Source organism: Quatrionicoccus australiensis, from assembly GCF_020510525.1.
Taxonomy (GTDB): Bacteria; Pseudomonadota; Gammaproteobacteria; order Burkholderiales; family Rhodocyclaceae; genus Azonexus; species Azonexus australiensis_B.
Genome location: NZ_CP075188.1, coordinates 3,428,725 through 3,445,594, shown reverse-complemented (window position 1 = coordinate 3,445,594; position 16,870 = coordinate 3,428,725). Strand labels below are relative to the sequence as shown.

Sequence of the window (16,870 nt, the reverse complement as noted above, 5' to 3'; positions counted from 1 at the left end):
TTTACTGTTGACCGTAGCCGGCGAATTTCGCCAGCACGGCCGTCATTTCGTCGTGGGAAAGGATGACCGGCTGGCCGAGCTGGCAAGCGCGCCAGTACTGCTCGCAGAGTTCTTCCAGTTCGATGGCAAGCGCCATGGCTTCGGCCAGGTCGCGGCCGGCGACGAGCAGGCCGTGGTTGGCGAGCAGGCAGGCCTTGCGTTCGTGCATGGCGGCGAGCGCAGCGGTCGACAGTTCCGGCGAGCCGAAAATGGCGTAGTCGGCGCAGCGGATGCTGTCGCCGCCGAAGCGCGCGATCATGTAGTGAAAGGCCGGGATGTCGTAGCGCAGGCAGGCCAGGCTGACGGCAAACGGCGAATGTGCGTGCAGCACGGCGCCGACTTCCGGCCGGCTAGCGTAGAGGTCGCGGTGAAAGCGCCATTCCGAGGAGGGTTTGCGGCGGCCCTGGTGCGAGCCGTCGAGCGCCATCAGCGGGATGTCGTCGGCCTGCAGCGTGGCGTAGGGCATGCCGGTCGGCGTGATGTAGAAGCCGGCGCCGCTGCGCACGCTGACATTGCCGGCCGTGCCGCGATTGAGCCCGGCCGGCTGCATGGCCCGGGCGGTGGCGATCAGATCAAGGCGCAGATCAGGCACGGGCTTCTTCCGGATAGAGTTCGAGCAGGCCGTCACGGCTGGCCGGGCAGACGCCGCGCTCGGTGATGATGGCCGTGACCAGACGGGCCGGCGTCACGTCGAAGGCCGGATTGGCGACCGCTTCGCTTGCGGCCAACTGGCGCAGCGCGCTCGGTGCGGCGTGGCGGTCGACGCCGTGTACGAGGCGAAATTCATCGCCGTCGCGTTCTTCGATGGGAATCGCGGTGCCTTCGGCGCAGGCGAAGTCGAGCGTCGAACGCGGCGCTGCGACATAGAAGGGAATGCCGTTGTCGGCGCAGGCCAGCGCCTTGAGGTAGGTGCCGACCTTGTTGGCGACATCGCCGTTGGCGGCAATGCGGTCGGCGCCGACGATGACCGCGTCGACCTGCTTCTCCCGCATGAGGATGCCGGCCGCGTTGTCGGCGATCAGCGTGTGTGGCACGCCGTGCTGCGCGAGTTCCCAGGCGGTGAGCAGGCCCTGGTTGCGCGGCCGCGTTTCCGAGACCCAGACATGCACCGGCAGGCCGGCATCGTGCGCGGCATAGACCGGCGACAGCGCGGTGCCCCAATCGACGGTGGCCAGCCAGCCGGCGTTGCAATGGGTCATGATGTTCAAGGTCTTGCCCGAGTTGCGTTCGATCTGGCGGAACAGGCCGAGGCCATGCTGGCCGATCGCGGCATTCTGGGCGACGTCCTCTTCGGCAATCGCCGCCGCAGCGGTCCACGCCGCCGCAGCGCGCATTTCCGGCGCCAGCGGCGCCAGCACCGCCTGCATGCGGGCCAGCGCCCAGTGCAGGTTGACGGCGGTCGGGCGGGTGGCGCCGAGCATCGCGATGGCGTGCTGCAACTGCATGTCGGAGGCGTCGTCGTTGAGCGCGATGGCCAGGCCGTAGGCCGCGGTGGCGCCGATCAGCGGTGCGCCGCGCACCTGCATGGCGCGGATGGCGTGTGCCGCCTCGTCCAGCGTCGTGACGCGCACCCAGTGCAGCGCGTGCGGCAACCGGGTCTGGTCGATGATGTCGATGAGGCGCTGCGCCGGATGGGCGCGCAGGGTGCGGGTGGGGGTGCCGTCGATGTTCATGCCGACATTGTGGCATAGTGCCCCATTCCCGAACTACCCGTCGCCGCCATGGATACGCCTGTCCGCATCGCTTCCCGCTTCCCGAACATGGGCACCACGATCTTCACCGTGATGTCGAAAATGGCCGCCGAGTGCGGTGCCGTCAATCTGTCGCAGGGCTTTCCCGACTTTCAGGCCGAGCCGGCGCTGTTCGACGCGATGCATCGCCACATGCTGGCCGGGCGCAACCAGTACGCGCCGATGACTGGTCTGCCGGAACTGCGCCAGGCCATTGTGGACAAGGTCGCGGCGCTGTACGGTACGCGCTACGACGTCGAGTCCGAAGTCACCGTCACGGCCGGCGCGACGCAGGCGATTTTCACGGCGATTGCCGCCTTTGTCCGGCCCGGTGACGAGGTGCTGGTCTTCGAGCCGGTCTACGACAGCTATGTGCCGGCCATTGAAACTGTCGGCGGTACGGCGGTGTTTGCGCAATTGAAGTTTCCCGATTACGCGCCGGACTGGGAGCAGGTGAAAAAGCTGATTTCACCGAAGACGCGCATGATCATCGTCAATTCGCCGCATAACCCGACCGGCAGCCTGCTCTCAGCGGTCGACCGGGAAAAACTGGCCGAATTGGTCCGCGGCACCGATATCGTCATCCTCTCCGACGAGGTCTACGAGCACATCCTGTTCGACGGCGAACAGCACGCCAGCCTGTGCGGCCATCCCGAACTGGCGGCGCGCAGCATTGTCGTCTCCAGCTTTGGCAAGACTTATCACATCACCGGCTGGAAGATCGGCTACGTGGTTGGTCCGGCGGCGCTGATGGCGGAGTTCCGCAAAGTGCATCAATTCAACGTGTTCACCGTGCACGCGCCGTCGCAACTGGCGATTGCCGAGTACATGCAGGACGCCTCGCGCCATCTCGGGCTGGCCGCCTTCTACCAAGAGAAGCGCGATTTCTTCCGCCAACTCATGGCGCCGACGCCCTTCGAGCTGTTGCCCTGTCGCGGTACCTATTTCCAGCTCGCCAGCTACGCCGGGCTGTCCGAGCTCGGCGACCGCGCGTTTGCCGAATGGCTGACGCGCGAAGTCGGCGTTGCGGTGATCCCGGTGTCGGTGTTCAATGCCGACGGGCGCGACGACAAGGTCGTCCGCTTCTGCTTCGCCAAACGGGAAGAAACGCTGCGCGCCGCGGCCGAGCGGCTTTGTAAAGCCTTTGTGAAGAAAACTTAAATTATGAATTGCGCCTTGACGCTGTTCCGTCCGGGCGCGAATAATCCGCCCGTTCATTGATCACACAGGGGAAACAACATGGGAATGATTCAGGAATTCAAGGAATTTGCCGTCAAGGGCAACGCAATGGACCTCGCGGTCGGTGTCATCATCGGTGGTGCTTTCGGCAAGATCGTCGATTCCATCGTCGGCGACCTGATCATGCCGCTGGTCAGCCGCATCGTCGGCAAACTCGATTTCTCCAACCTGTTCGTCGTGCTCGGCGACAACCCGAACAACCTGACTGCGCTGGCCGAACTGAAGAAGGCCGGCATTCCGGTCTTCGCCTACGGTTCCTTCCTGACCATCCTGGTCAACTTCGTCATTCTCGCTTTCATCATCTTCATGATGATCAAGCAGATGAACCGCCTGCGTCCGACCGAAGCGCCGGCACCGGCGCCGGAAGCCCCGGCGACGCCGGAAGATGTCCTGCTGCTGCGCGAAATCCGCGATTCGCTGAAGAAGTAAGCTTTGCTGCATCCGCAAAAAAGCCGCTCACGAGCGGCTTTTTTGTGGTCGGTGAATTCCGGCTTCAGCTGCCGCCATGCCAGTGGCTGGCCAGCAATTTGAGGTGGGCTGCGAGGGTGGTGATTTCCTGTTCCAGCTTGTCTACCAGAACCGACATGCCGCTCAGCGGCGGCTGCCGGGCGCCTGTTTCGAGTTCGTCGGCGAGGCGGGTTGCCGGGTCGGCATGGAAGGTGGCGAGAATGCCCTTCAGGTTGTGCGCGCTATGTTCGACCTGTTCGGCGTTGTCGCTGGCGATGCCGCTGCGCAGGTGTTCGATGTTGCGTGGCCAGGTGTCGAGGAACATCTCGGCAATGATCTCGACCATTTCGCGATCGGCCTGGCGCAGCGCGATGCCGTAGTCAAAGGCCGGGGGCTGATCGAGCGGCGCTTTTTGCGGCCCGCCATAGGTTTGCAGCTTTTCCAGCAATTCCTTGATCTTGATCGGCTTTGACAGGTAGTCGTCCATGCCGGCCTCGATGCAGGCATCGCGGTCACCCTGCATGGCCGCGGCGGTCATGGCAATGATCGGTGTGCGCGGCAGGCCGGAGGCCTGTTCGAAGTGGCGGATGCGCCGGGTTGCCTCGATGCCGCCCATGACCGGCATCTGCATGTCCATCAGGATGACGTCGAAGTTGCGCTCGGCGTGCCGGACGAGGGCTTCCTGACCGTTCTGGGCGAGGATCGGGTGGTGTCCCCATTTTTCCAGCAGGCCGATCGCCAGTTTCTGGTTCACCGGATGATCCTCGACCAGCAGGATGTCGAGGGCGCGTTGCAGTTCGCGCAGCGAGTGGCGGGTGACCAGCTGTTTCGGCGGTGCCACTTGCTGGTTCTGGCAGGTGCCAAAGAGCCGGCACAGCGCGGCGAGCAGTTCTTCGGAGGAAATCGGTTTCGAGAAAAAGCCGGAAATGCCGACTTCCTGGCAGCGTTGGCCGTCGCCGCGCATGGCGCCGGACGACAGCATCAGCATCGGCGGTACCTGGTCGAGCGCGGCACGCAGGGCGGCGGCCAGCTGGTAGCCATCCATTTCCGGCATGTGGGCATCGAGCAGAATGCAGTCGAACTGGCGCCCTTCCTGCTGGACGAGCGCGAGGGCGGCCTGGCCGGAATCGGCGACGCTTGGCGTGATGCCGAAGGAACTCAGCATGCCGGCCAGGACGCGGCGGTTGGTGTCGTTGTCGTCGACCAGCAAAATGTGCTTGCCGGCGAGGTCGACCGGTGGGCGCAGGGTTTCGGACGGCGCCTGGTCGATTTGCAGATTGACCGAGAAATGGAAGGTGCTGCCCTGGCCGAGCTCGCTTTCCAGCCAGATTTCGCCGCCCATCAGATTGACCAGGCGGCGCGAGATCGACAGGCCGAGGCCGGTGCCGCCATATTTGCGGGTGGTCGAGCTGTCTTCCTGGGCAAAGGCATCAAAAATCAGTTGCTGCTTTTCCGTGGCAATGCCGATGCCGGTGTCGCGCACCGCAAAATGCACTGTGGCGGTATTGCCGCGGCGGGCGCTCAGCGTGACGCGCAGCGCGATTTCGCCATTTTCGGTGAACTTGATGGCGTTGCCGACCAGGTTGGTCAGGACCTGACGGATGCGGCTGGGGTCGCCCAGCGTATGCGTCGGCACTTCCGGCAGGACTTCGCTGACCAGTTCGATGTTTTTCTCGTGGGCGCGCAGCGACATCGTTTTCAGGGTTTCCGAGACGAGGCGGTGCAGGTCGAAGGAAATGTGTTCGACGAGCAGTTTGCCGGCCTCGATCTTCGAGAAGTCGAGAATGTCGTTGATGATGGTGAGCAGCGATTCGGCCGAGGATTTGACAATCGACATGTACTCGCGCTGCTCATCGGTCAACGCGGTATCGAGGGCCAGATCGGTCATGCCGATGATGCCGTTCATCGGCGTGCGGATCTCGTGGCTCATGTTGGCGAGGAAGTCGCTCTTCGCCCGGCTCGCCGACTCGGCGGCATCCTTGGCCAGACGCAGCTCGGCCTCGGCCTGCTTGCGGTCGGTGATGTCGATGATGATGCCGAGCAGGCCATGCACCGTGCCGTCGAGCTGGGTCAGGGCCGCCTTGCGGCAAATCGTGTCATGGCGCGTGCCGTCGCGCGCATGCACCACCGCCTCATAGGACTGGATGCCGGAACTGGCCAGCAACTCCTTGTCCTTGGCGGCATGCAGGGCGGTATCCTCGGGGCTGAGCAGGTCGTGCAGCGTGCGGCCGATGAACTGCTCGCGCGTCGTATGGAAGAACAGCTCGAAGGCGCGGTTCATGCGCAGGTAGCGACCGGCGGCATCCTTCATGTACATCGGCAGCGGGATGGCCTCGATCAGTTCCTCAACCATGTGCAACTGTTCGGAGAGCTGGGCCTCCATCTGCTTGCGGTCGGTAATGTCGGTGCGGATGGCGATGTATTGTTCGGGCAGGCCGTTGGCGTCGAGCAGCGGCACGATGGTCGCATTGACCCAGTAGCTGCGGCCGTTGCGGGCCCGGTTGCAGACTTCGCCATGCCAGACCTTGCCCTGGCTGATGGTGTCCCACATGTCGCGGAAAAATTCGGCCGGGTGCCGGTTCGAATTGATGATCCGGTGGTTGCGGCCGAGCAGTTCATGGCGGGGGTAGCCGCTGATTTCGCAGAAGCGGTCGTTGGCATAGATGATGGTGCCGGATGTGTCGGTGATGCTGACAATGGCGTGCTGGTCGAGGGCGAACTTCTGATTGGCCAGTGCGTGGCGCCCGGCTTCGCTCTCATTGACCAGGGCGGCGAGGCGTTGCGCCAGGGCGGCGAGGTCTTCCTGGGCCAGAATCAGCGAATCGGCTTGGGTCGCGGCATTCGGTAACAGGTCGCGGATCGCATCGCGTACCGAGCAGAGCGCGCTTTCGCGCTCGCCCAGTTCGCGGCGCAACTGCTCATTGAGGCTGGAGAGTTCCTGCGAGGAGATTTCCAGGCTGCGTGTACGCAGTTCGAGGTCGCGCTCGTACTGCTCGTAGGAAGCATCAACCCGTTGCAGCAGTTCGCCGAAGCCGTTGAACAGGCCGGCCAGCTCGGGGTCGGCGATACTCGCGGCGGTCTGCAGCTTGTCCAGCAGTTGGCCAAGCGCCGCCTCGTCGGCGATGCCGACGGTGCGTTTCAACTGGCGGAGCAGGGTCTTTTTCATGGCAGAGGTGCGACGGCTTTCAGCTTTCGCTCAGGCAGGTAATGGTCATCGTCTGGTTGTGCAGGCGACAGGCGGCATCCGGCTTGAACGGACTGATCTCGCCGTAGGAGTAAAAGCCGGTCAACACGGCCTTGCTGCCGAAAATCGCGCTGACCGCTTCGACTTCTTCATCGACCCCTTCGCCCATGACCAGTTTGCGGCCGACGCAGCTGACCAGGATGGACAGGCAATCGCCCGCGTTGTCGAGCATGCCGGCCGCCATTTCCGCCGCCGTTTCGGCGCCGGCGACCAGCTTGTCGGTGCTGGCATGCATCAGTTTCAGATAGCCGTTGGTGACGATTTCGCCGGCCAGGGTCAGGCTGCCGGCGGCTTCGTCGATGCCGAGTATGGTCCGGATCAGGCCGCTGCTGTGGTGGTCTTCGCCGAGCATGGCGAAGGGGAAGAGCAGGCCGGAGGCGGGCAGACGCGCCGCGTGTTCGCCGAGATAGCGCTTGTACACCGCGAGCGCCGGTTCGCCGTCGAGTTCGAACAGGACGTTGCCTTCGCAACGGGTGACCTTGCGGGCCGGGCCGAAGGGCTCCCAGCCGCCGAACGAGCCATGGCCCAGGTGCAATTCGTTGCCGCAGAAACCGACGGCCACCACGGCCTGGTCGCTGACGCCATCCCGGCCGAGCGTGAAGGTCTGGCGAAAGGCGCCGTCGTCGCCGGCCAGTCCGCCGGTAATCGGCAGTTCCGTGCCCAGTACGCTGGCCAGGCCGTTAACCAGGGCGCTGCCATTGATTTGCACGCCAGGCCCGAAGACCAGCACGGCCTTGAGGTCAGGCGCCTGCAACTGCTGGGCGAGGCGCGCGCCGGCTGCGAAGGAGTCGTTCATCCCGGTCAGCACGGTACAGCCTTCGGTCAGGCGGACTTTGTCGAAGCGGATGGCAGTCAGCACGCAGCTGGCGTTATCGACGCCCTGGGCGGTGATTTCGCCGGCGGTCGAGCAGCCGAGCAAGAGGCTCTGCGGACAGGCGCTGCGCAGGCTGGCGACCAAGTCCGGTGCGTTGAGCTGCGTGGTCGCGGCAAAGGCAAGCAGCAGATCGGGCTGCAGGGCGCTCAGCGCACCCAGAGCCTTGGCGAGCTCGCCCGGCCTCCTGAGGGTTTCCTGAACGATGCGCATCCTGTCTCCTATATGGTTCGGCGTGAAAATACCACAGGCTGCATGTGGGTATTGCCGCCGCTGACGGTCAACCGCCGTTAACTGGCAAAAACCGTTTGCCAGAGCTGGTCGACCGCCTGGGCGTGCTTTGCGACGCTGTCGCGCTCGACGCGTGCCTTGGGGGTGGCAGTGAGGCGGCGGGCATGCTGCAGGCGGCGGTATTCGCGATAGGCGTTGCCGGCTGCGGCGGCGAGTGCAGCAGGAATCAGGCCGAGCTCGGCGGCGATCCGGAGCAACGCGATGTTGCCGAGATTGCCGGTCAGTTCACCGTGCCGGTTGGCGTAACCCAGGATCAGGTATTGCACGATGAACTCGACATCGACGATGCCGCCGCGGTCGTGCTTGAGGTCGAACTCGGTGTCGCTGTTCGAGGCGTGCGCGTCGAGCATCTTGTCGCGCATGGCGATGACTTCCTCGCGCAGTTTGGCGAGGTCGCGCGGCTGGCAGAGGATTTCATTGCGGATCGCCTCAAAGCGCGCGCCGACCGCCGGGTCGCCGGCCACGAAGCGGGCGCGGGTCAGCGCCTGGTGCTCCCAGACCCAGGCGTGCTTCAACTGGTAGTCGCGGAAGGAATCGACCGACACCGCGAGCAGGCCGGAGTCGCCGTTCGGGCGCAGGCGCAGGTCGGTTTCGAACAGGATGCCGGCCGGGGTCTGGCTCGACAGCCAGGTGTTCAGACGCTGTCCGAGCCGGGTGTAGTTTTCCTCGGCTTCCTGGGCATCGTCGTCGAACAGGTAAACGAGATCGAGGTCGGAGGCGTAGCCGAGTTCCTTGCCGCCCATCTTGCCGTAGCCGATGACGGCAAACTTCGGTACGTCACAGTGCCGGTTCCTGACCTTGCTCCAGCACAGCGGCAGGGTTTCCTGAACGATGGTGTCGGCCAGTTCGGTGAGATGGTCGGAGAGGTGTTCGATCGTTTGCAAACCGGCCAGGTCTTGCGCCAGCAGCCGGAAAATCTGCGCATGGTGCATTTCGCGCAGGATGTCCATTTCGCGCTCGGTATCGTCGACATTGTCGGCCAGGCTGCGCTGCAGGTTGTCGCGGAAGGCGGCCCAGTCGGTGGCAATGTCGTAGAGACGCGGGTCGAGCAGCTCGTCGAGAAGCAGCGGGTGCCGGTTCAGGTAATCGGCCGCCCACGACGAGGCGCACATCATGTCGGCGACACGGCGCAGCGCCATCGGGTATTGCTGCAGCAACGCAAGGTAGGAGCCGCGCCGGGCGATGTTTTCGAGAAAGCTCAGGCCGCGCGTCAGCGTCGTGTCGGGGGCGGCGGTGGCGCCCGCCGCTTCGATCAGGCGCGGGCCGACGGCATCGAGCCGCGCCCGGTTGCTGGCCGGCAGTTGCTGGTAGCGGCCGGAGGTGCGCAGTTCGCCAAGGCGGGCGATGGCTTCGCGCGGCTGGCGAAAGCCGAGATTGCCGAAGGCCTCGATCGCGGTTTCTTCGTCGATCTGCCCCATCCACAGACCGGTCAGCGGATGTTCGCCGGCTTCCGGGTCGGAGAAGATTTCTTCGAAATGCCGGCTGACCTTGTCGCGATGCGCGTTGAGCACGAGCAGCATGGCGTCCCAGTCGGCAAAGTCCATGCTGCGCGCGATGCTGGCGCGGGCTTCCGGGGTTTCCGGCAGCATGTGCGTCTGCTTGTCCTCGACGTATTGCAGGCGGTGTTCGAGGCGGCGCAGGAAGATGTAGGCTTCGCGCAGTTCCTGCTCGCTTTCGGCCGGCAGCAGCTTGCGTTCGACGAGCAGCTTGAGGACCGACAGGGTCGGCCGGATCTGCAGCGCCGGATCGCGGCCGCCGCGGATGAGCTGGAAGACCTGGGCCATGAACTCGATCTCGCGGATGCCGCCGGGGCCGAGCTTGACGTGGTCGGCCATGTCCTTGCGCGCGACTTCGCGGCGGATCTGCGCATGCAGGTCGCGCATCGCGTTGATCGCGCCAAAATCGAGGTACTTGCGGAAGACGAAGGGCCGGGCGATTTTCTGCATCGCCGCCACCCAGGCCGGCTGCAGGTTGTCGCCGGAATTCATGGTGCGGCCCTTGATCCAGGCGTAGCGCTCCCACTCGCGGCCCTGCGTGATGAAGTAGTTTTCCAGCGAGTCGAGCGAGCAGACCAGCGGCCCGGAGTCGCCGTTCGGGCGCAGGCGCATGTCGACGCGGAAAACCTGGCCGTCGGCGGTGATGTCGCCGAGCGCCTGTATCACCCGCTTGCCGAGACGGTTGAAGAAGTCGTAATTCTCGATGCTCTTCGGGCCGGCGGTGTCGCCGTCTTCCGGGTAGATGAAGATGTAATCGACGTCGGAAGAGACATTCAGTTCGCGCCCACCGAGCTTGCCCATGCCGATGACCAGCATGCGCTGCGGCTGGCCGGCCTTGTCGAGGGGCTCGCCGTAGGTGGCGACGAGTTGCCGGTGGTAGTGGTCGAGGGCGAAATTGGTGGTTACGTCGGCCAGCATGGTCATGCTCTCGACGATTTCGGACAGCGGCGCGAGGCCGCACAGGTCGCGCAAGACAAGGTGGGTCATGACGCGCTGGCGCAGGCGGCGCAAGCTGCACTTGACCGCATCGTCGTCGGCAAAGGGGCCGCGCAGCGGCGCCTGCAGCATGTCTTCGCTGAGCGGCTGCTGCCAGGTCGCGAGCAGTTCCGGGATCAGTTCGGGGCGGGCCCGCAACTGGTTGGTGAAGTAGCGGCTGTGCTCGAAGGCGGCCTGCCAGAGGGGGGGCGTGGTGTGGTCCATGATTACTCGATCGGCGCGTATGCCGAAAAGGATAGAATGCGCTTTTTAGCTGATCTTCGATTGTAGTGATCTATTTCCCTCTCCGGCAAAAAAGCCTGCGCTTCCCCTTGATTCCTGTCGCTTCCGGTCAGCACCGGTACAACGGTTTGCCGCGTGAATAGCCCGCTGACCCGGCAGGAAATCCGGGAGGGCGTCTATCACCGCCTGCACTGGTTGTGGCCCTGGCTGGCCCGGCCGGCCGTGGCGCGCGGCTTGCGCGTCCTGGGCTGGAGCCTGTTCGTGCTGTGGCTGCTGTTTGTCGGGCTGGTCCTGGCCTTGCGCTATGTCGTGCTGCCCAAGGTTGGCGACTACCAGGCAGAAATCGAGCAGGCGGCGACGCGTGCTGTCGGTCAACCGGTCAAAATCGGCAAAATCGAGGCGCGCTGGCGGGGGCTCAATCCGGATCTCGTGCTCGACGATGTGACCGTGTCCGATCGTCTCGGTCAGCCGGCCTTTTCGCTCACCCGCGTCGAGAGCGTGCTTTCCTGGCAGAGCCTGTGGCGTCTGCAGCCGACCTTGTCCCTGCTTTCCTTCGAGGGGCCGGTGCTGCATGTGCGGCGCGAAAGCAACGGCAAGATTAGCGTCGCCGGCATGGCGACCGAGGGTGACAGCGATCCGGCCTTTGCCGAATGGGTGCTGCAGCAGAAACATATCCGCGTCCGCGACGCGACCATCGTCTGGGACGACCGCCTGCGTCAGGCGCCGCCGCTCATTCTCGAAGATCTGCAATTCGGGCTGGACAACAGCGGTCGCCGCCATCGCTTCGGCCTTTCGGCGGCGCCACCGGCCGAACTTGCGGCGCGCATCGACATTCGCGGCGAGGTGCGCGGCGAGATTGGCGAAGTGCTGGCCGACCTGTCCGGCAAGTTGTTCGTCGAACTCGACTATGCCGACCTCGCCGGCTGGCGCAGCTGGGTTGATTATCCCGTGCATCTGCCGCGCGGCCGGGGCGCGCTGCGCGTCTGGGGCGATTTCGCCGATGGTGGCGGCAAGTTGACCACCGATTTTGCCCTGGAAGAAGTCCGCATCCGGCTCGGCCGCAAGTTGCCGGAGCTCAATCTGGCAAGCATGCGCGGTCGCCTGGAAGGCCGCTACAAGGGCGAGGCCTGGGCGGTGAGCGGGCAGAAGCTCGAGTTGCTGACGCAGGAAGGCATGCGCGTTGCGCCGACCGATTTCCAGGTCGAATGGCAGCACGATCCGCAAACATTGGCGATCAGCGGCAATGCTCGCGCCAGTTTCCTTGATCTGGCGGTGCTTGGCAGTCTGGCTGCCTACATGCCGCTTGATGCGCAGAGTCGCGAGTTGTTGCAAAAGCACCGGCCGCAGGGCCGGATAACCGAATTGCGGACGAGTTGGGCGCTGGAAGGCGATGTCCTGCGGCGCTATGCGCTGAAAGCTGCTTTCAGCCAGCTCGGGCTGGTCGCCAGCGGTTATGTGCCGGGCGCCAGCGGCTTGTCCGGGCTGATCGATGCGAACGAAAAGGGCGGCGAGATGGCGCTGGATTCGGGGAGCTCCGGAATCTCCTTGCCGGCCGTGTTTCCCGAACCCGATATTGCGCTCGATACGCTGAAGGCCAAGGCCAGCTGGAAAATCAATGGCGCGGTTGCCGATATCAAGCTCGACAAGCTCGAGTTCGCGGGTCCGGAAGCGGCCGGTTCGGCGCGTGGCAGCTATCGCTACAGCGGTGACGGACCGGGTGAAATCGACCTCCAGGCGACGGTCGACCGGGGCGACGGGCGGGCCGTCTGGCGTTTCATGCCGCATGCCGTCAATGCCGATGCGCGCGCCTGGCTGCGCCGCGGCATCGTTGGCGGTCGTGGTTATGACGGCAAGCTGGTGCTCAAGGGCAACCTCAAGGACTTCCCCTTCCGCGACGGCAAGGGTGGCCAGTTCCTGGTCACCGCCAAGGCGGCGGGCGCGAAGATCGACTACGCGCCGGGCTGGCCGGTGATCGAGAATGTCGATGGCGAAATGAGTTTCGGTGTCGGCATGAAGGTCAATGCCAGCCAGGGAACGATACTGGGCGCCAGGCTGTCCGGCGTCACGGTCGAGATTCCCGATTTCGAGTCGCACGAGGAAATGCTCTTCGTGCGCGGCGTCGCGCAGGGGCCGACCGGCGAGTTCCTGCGTTTCATCGAGCAGAGTCCGGTCGCCGACAGCATCGATCGCTTTACCGACGGCATGAAGGCGAGTGGCAACGGTCGACTCAATCTGGAACTCGATATTCCGCTGCGTCACGCCCTCGATACCCGCATGCGCGGCGACTACCAGTTCCAGAACAACCAGGTGCAGCCGCTCGCCGGCCTGCCGCCGCTGACCCAGGTCAACGGCCGGCTGCAACTGACTGAAAGGAGCATCATTGCGCATGACATCAATGGTCGCCTGTTCGGCGGCCCGGCCCGGGTGCAGGTCAAAAATATCGGCGACAAGGTCGCCGTCCAGGCCAGCGGTACCGCCAATATCGGCGAAGTGAGCAAGCACTTCGGCTTTCCGCTGATCAATCACCTGAGCGGCAGTTCCGGCTGGAAGGCCGATATCGCCATTCGCAAGCGCAACGCCGATGTCGTCATCGACTCCGATTTGCTCGGCGTCAGTTCGCCCCTGCCCGAGCCGCTCAACAAGAACGCCACCATGGCCTTGCCGCTACGCATCGAGCGCACGGCGCCGGATGCGACGCGCGAGCAGTACAAGATCACCCTGGGCAAGGTGGCGCAGGGCCTGGTTGTGCGCCGCGGCGACAACTGGGAGCGTGGCGTCTTCGCGGTCGGCGATGCCGAACCGCGCCTGCCCGACAAGGGGCTGGCGGTGCGCGTTGCGGTGCCGCAGATCGACGCCGATGCCTGGAAGCACTTCCTGCCCGATGCCAATGGTGCCGATGGCGCGGCCAGCGGTGGACTCGCCCTGAACAGCGTTTTTCTGAAAACGCCGCGCCTGCACCTGATGGGGCGCGATTACAGCCAGGTTGAAACGACCTTGCGCCCGCGCGACGGCGGCTGGCAGATCGGCCTCAACACGCGCGAGGCGGTCGGCGATATTTTCTGGAAGAGCGCCGGCGAAGGCTGGGTCGAAGGCAATTTCAAGCGCCTGATCGTGCGCCCGGCGGCGGAAAGCAGCGAGAGCGGCAGTGCCCTGCTCAATTCCTTGCCCGGCATGAGTCTCTCGGTCGATGATTTTCATGTCGGCGACAAGGCGCTCGGCAAGCTTGATCTCAAGGCGCGCAACGACAAGGGCGCCTGGAACCTTGATCAACTTAGCCTGCAGAATCCGGATGGCAGCCTCAAGGGCAAGGGCGTCTGGTTCAATACTGGCAAGCAGCAGACGCGGCTCGATTTTGAGTTGAATGCGAAGGACCTCGGCAAGCTGCTCGATCGTCTCGGCTATGCCGACACGGTGCGGCGCGGTACGGCCAAACTGACGGGCGACCTGCAATGGAGCGGGCCGCTGACCGGCATCCACTATCCGTCGCTGACCGGTCAACTGACCGTGCAGGCCGAAAAAGGCCAGTTCAACAAGCTCGAACCGGGTGTCGGCAAGCTGCTCGGCCTGATCTCGCTGCAATCCTTGCCGCGCCGCTTGACCCTGGATTTTCGCGATATTTTCAGTGATGGCCTGGCCTTCGACAGCATCAACTCGGTGTTGTCGGTGAAAAAAGGCATCATGCGCACCACCGAACCGCTGCGCATCAAGGGGCCGGCCGCGCACATCGAAATGCAGGGCGAAACCGACCTGAGGAACGAGACGCAGGACCTGCAGGTCGTCGTCCGGCCGGAAATCGGCAATGCCGCCGCAGTCGGCGTGGCGCTGGTCAATCCGGTGGTCGGCGCGGCAACCCTGCTCGCCAATACCGTGCTGCCGAATCCGCTGAATCCGCTCAACCGCCTGTTCAGCTACCGCTATCATGTCACCGGCAGCTGGAGCGACCCCAAGGTCGACAAGGCGGGCGAATCCGCGCCCAACAACAAGCCGAAGCCGGAAGAAGAAAAACCCCCGATGGAGAATGACGCCCGATGAAGCAGAACTGCCGTATTGCCGCCCTGCAGATGGTGTCCGGACCGCGCGTCGGCGACAACCTGGAAACCGCCGGCCGGCTGATTGCCGAAGCCGTCGATCAGGGCGCGCAGATGGTCGCCCTGCCCGAGTATTTTCCGATCATCGGTGCGGCCGACGCCGACCGTGTGCGCGCCCGCGAAACTTACGGCAACGGGCCGATCCAGGACTGGCTGGCGGCGACCGCGGCACGTCACGATGTGTGGATTTTTGCCGGTTCCATCCCGTTGACCGCCACGCAGCCGCACCAGATGCGCAACAGTTCGCTGGTCTTCAATGACGGCGGCGACTGCGTCGCGCGCTACGACAAGATCCACCTGTTCGGCTTCAAGAAGGGCGACGAGTCCTACAACGAAGCTGCCACCATCGAGCCGGGCAACACGCCGGTCGCGGTTGATACGCCGTTCGGCCGTGTCGCGCTCTCGATCTGCTACGACCTGCGCTTCCCCGAGCTCTACCGCTCGCTCGGCCCGGTCGACCTGATCCTGATGCCGGCCGCCTTCACCGACACCACCGGCCGTGCCCACTGGGAAATCCTGCTGCGCGCGCGTGCCATCGAGAACCAATGCTACCTGCTCGCGGTCGGACAGGGCGGGCGCCATGAAAACGGACGCGTCACGCACGGCAACAGCATGATCGTCGACCCCTGGGGCGAGATCCTCGACCGCAAGATGAAAGGGCCGGGCGTCGTCATTGCCGACCTCGACCACGCCCGTATCGCCGAAATCCGCGAGAGCCTGCCGGCGCTCGCCCACCGTATTCTCTGACGGAGTTTCAATGAACCAGAACAGCGCCCTGGCCCAGGCCGAATCGCTCCTCCTCACCCCGTTCTCGCTGAGCGAGAGCGACCTGTCGCGCACCTTCGGCCAGATCCTGACGCACCAGGTCGATTACGCCGACCTCTACTTCCAGTATTCGCGTTCCGAGGCCTGGAGCCTCGACGAAGGCATCGTCAAGTCGGGCAGCTTCAACATCGACCAGGGTGTCGGCGTGCGCGCCATTTCCGGCGAGAAGACTTCGTTTGCCTACTCCGACGACATCAGTTCGCGCGCTTTGGGCGATGCGGCCAGTGCCGTGCGCGCCATCGCTGCGGCCGGCCAGAACGGCATTTTGCCCGCTTTGCAGGCGTCGACCGCCAGCCGCGCGCTGTACGTGCCGCACGATCCGATTGCCTCGCTGCCGGCCGAAGCCAAGGTCAAACTGCTCGAGCGTCTGGAAGGTTTCGCCAAGGCGATCGATCCGCGCGTCGTGCAGGTCATGGCCTCGCTCGCCGGCGAGTACGAAGTGATCCTGGTCGCCGGTTCGGATGGTCGTCTGGCGGCCGACATCCGGCCGCTGGTGCGCTGCTCGATCTCGGTCATCGTCGAGGAAAACGGCAAGCGCGAGCAGGGCGGCTCGGGCGGCGGTGGACGCTTCGATTTTGCCTATTTCTCCGATGACATCCTGCGCCGCTATGCCAGCGAAGCCGTGCACCAGGCGGTTACCAACCTGCATGCCGACGCTGCTCCGGCCGGCCAGATGACGGTCGTGCTCGGTTCCGGCTGGCCCGGCATTCTGCTGCACGAAGCGGTCGGCCACGGCCTGGAAGGCGATTTCAACCGCAAGGGCAGCTCGGCGTTTTCCGGCCGGGTTGGCCAGCGCGTTGCCGCCAGGGGCGTCACCGTGATCGACGATGGCACGATCGCCGACCGCCGCGGGTCATTGAACATCGACGACGAAGGCAACACGACGCAGCGCACCGTGCTGATCGAGGACGGCATCCTCAAGGGCTACATGCAGGACAGCCTGAACGCGCGCCTGATGGGCGTTGCCCCGACCGGCAACGGCCGGCGCGAATCCTTCGCCCACCTGCCCATCCCGCGCATGACCAACACCATGATGCTGGCCGGCGAGCACGACCCGGCGGAAATCATCAAGTCGGTCAAGAAGGGCATCTATGCCGCCAATTTCGGCGGCGGCCAGGTCGATATCACGAGCGGCAAGTTCGTCTTCTCGATGAGCGAGGCCTACCTGATCGAGGACGGCAAGGTGACGCGGCCGATCAAGGGCGCGACGCTGATCGGCAACGGCCCGGACGCGATGACGCGCATTTCGATGATCGGCAACGACCTCAAACTCGATCCCGGCGTCGGCACCTGCGGCAAGGACGGGCAGAGCGTGCCGGTCGGCGTCGGTCAGCCAACATTACGGATAGATGGACTGACCGTGGGTGGAACGGCATAATTAC

Annotated in this window: 10 protein-coding genes; 5 read left to right on the top strand and 5 right to left on the bottom strand. The window is 64.6% G+C overall.

All coding sequences use genetic code 11. The features are described from left to right. Position 1 precedes the first annotated feature (1 nt). Both KI612_RS16400 and mtnA read right to left on the bottom strand, forming a co-directional pair. Positions 2–631 (bottom strand): class II aldolase/adducin family protein, encoded by a 630-nt coding sequence (locus KI612_RS16400; protein WP_226441139.1) that lies wholly within the window; start codon positions 629–631, stop codon positions 2–4. Continuing rightward, entirely contained in the window at positions 624–1,712 is a 1,089-nt protein-coding gene (gene mtnA / locus KI612_RS16395; RefSeq protein ID WP_226441138.1) for an S-methyl-5-thioribose-1-phosphate isomerase, read from the bottom strand. Before mtnA ends, KI612_RS16400 begins: the two co-directional genes overlap by 8 nt. A gap of 48 nt (positions 1,713–1,760) precedes the next feature. Between mtnA and KI612_RS16390 the strand changes: the two genes are divergently transcribed. Together KI612_RS16390 and mscL are read left to right on the top strand one after the other, a co-directional pair. Next, entirely contained in the window at positions 1,761–2,930 is a 1,170-nt protein-coding gene (locus KI612_RS16390) for a pyridoxal phosphate-dependent aminotransferase (RefSeq protein WP_226441137.1), read from the top strand. Between the two features lie 78 nt (positions 2,931–3,008). Beyond that, complete coding sequence (gene mscL, locus KI612_RS16385; RefSeq protein ID WP_226441136.1) at positions 3,009–3,437, top strand: large conductance mechanosensitive channel protein MscL; 429 nt, start codon at positions 3,009–3,011, stop codon at positions 3,435–3,437. Positions 3,438–3,501: 64 nt separating this feature from the next. Here the strand turns inward: mscL and KI612_RS16380 are convergent, their stop codons facing one another. The 3 genes from KI612_RS16380 to glnE all read right to left on the bottom strand — a co-directional run bounded on the left by KI612_RS16380 (position 3,502) and on the right by glnE (position 10,557). Further along, a complete protein-coding gene (locus KI612_RS16380) occupies positions 3,502–6,621 on the bottom strand; it encodes a response regulator (protein ID WP_226441135.1) in 3,120 nt (1,039 codons plus the stop codon). A gap of 19 nt (positions 6,622–6,640) precedes the next feature. Then, positions 6,641–7,783 (bottom strand): FIST signal transduction protein, encoded by a 1,143-nt coding sequence (locus KI612_RS16375; RefSeq protein WP_226441134.1) that lies wholly within the window; start codon positions 7,781–7,783, stop codon positions 6,641–6,643. A 77-nt stretch (positions 7,784–7,860) separates the two neighbouring features. Further along, positions 7,861–10,557 (bottom strand): bifunctional [glutamate--ammonia ligase]-adenylyl-L-tyrosine phosphorylase/[glutamate--ammonia-ligase] adenylyltransferase, encoded by a 2,697-nt coding sequence (glnE, locus tag KI612_RS16370; RefSeq protein ID WP_226441133.1) that lies wholly within the window; start codon positions 10,555–10,557, stop codon positions 7,861–7,863. A 153-nt stretch (positions 10,558–10,710) separates the two neighbouring features. On the opposite strand from glnE, the gene KI612_RS16365 reads away from it, so the two are divergent. The 3 genes from KI612_RS16365 to tldD are packed head-to-tail and all read left to right on the top strand — an operon-like array spanning position 10,711 to position 16,866. Beyond that, positions 10,711–14,607: a YhdP family protein gene (locus KI612_RS16365; RefSeq protein ID WP_226441132.1), complete on the top strand. Its 3,897-nt coding sequence runs from the start codon at positions 10,711–10,713 to the stop codon at positions 14,605–14,607. After that, on the top strand, positions 14,604–15,410 hold the full coding sequence (locus tag KI612_RS16360) for a carbon-nitrogen hydrolase family protein (protein WP_226441131.1): 807 nt from the start codon (positions 14,604–14,606) through the stop codon (positions 15,408–15,410). The genes KI612_RS16365 and KI612_RS16360 overlap by 4 nt, the downstream gene beginning before the upstream one ends. A gap of 10 nt (positions 15,411–15,420) precedes the next feature. Next, the gene (gene tldD / locus KI612_RS16355) at positions 15,421–16,866 is read left to right on the top strand and encodes a metalloprotease TldD (protein WP_226441130.1); all 1,446 of its coding nucleotides are present in this window, start codon (positions 15,421–15,423) and stop codon (positions 16,864–16,866) included. The last annotated feature ends 4 nt before the right edge of the window (positions 16,867–16,870 follow it).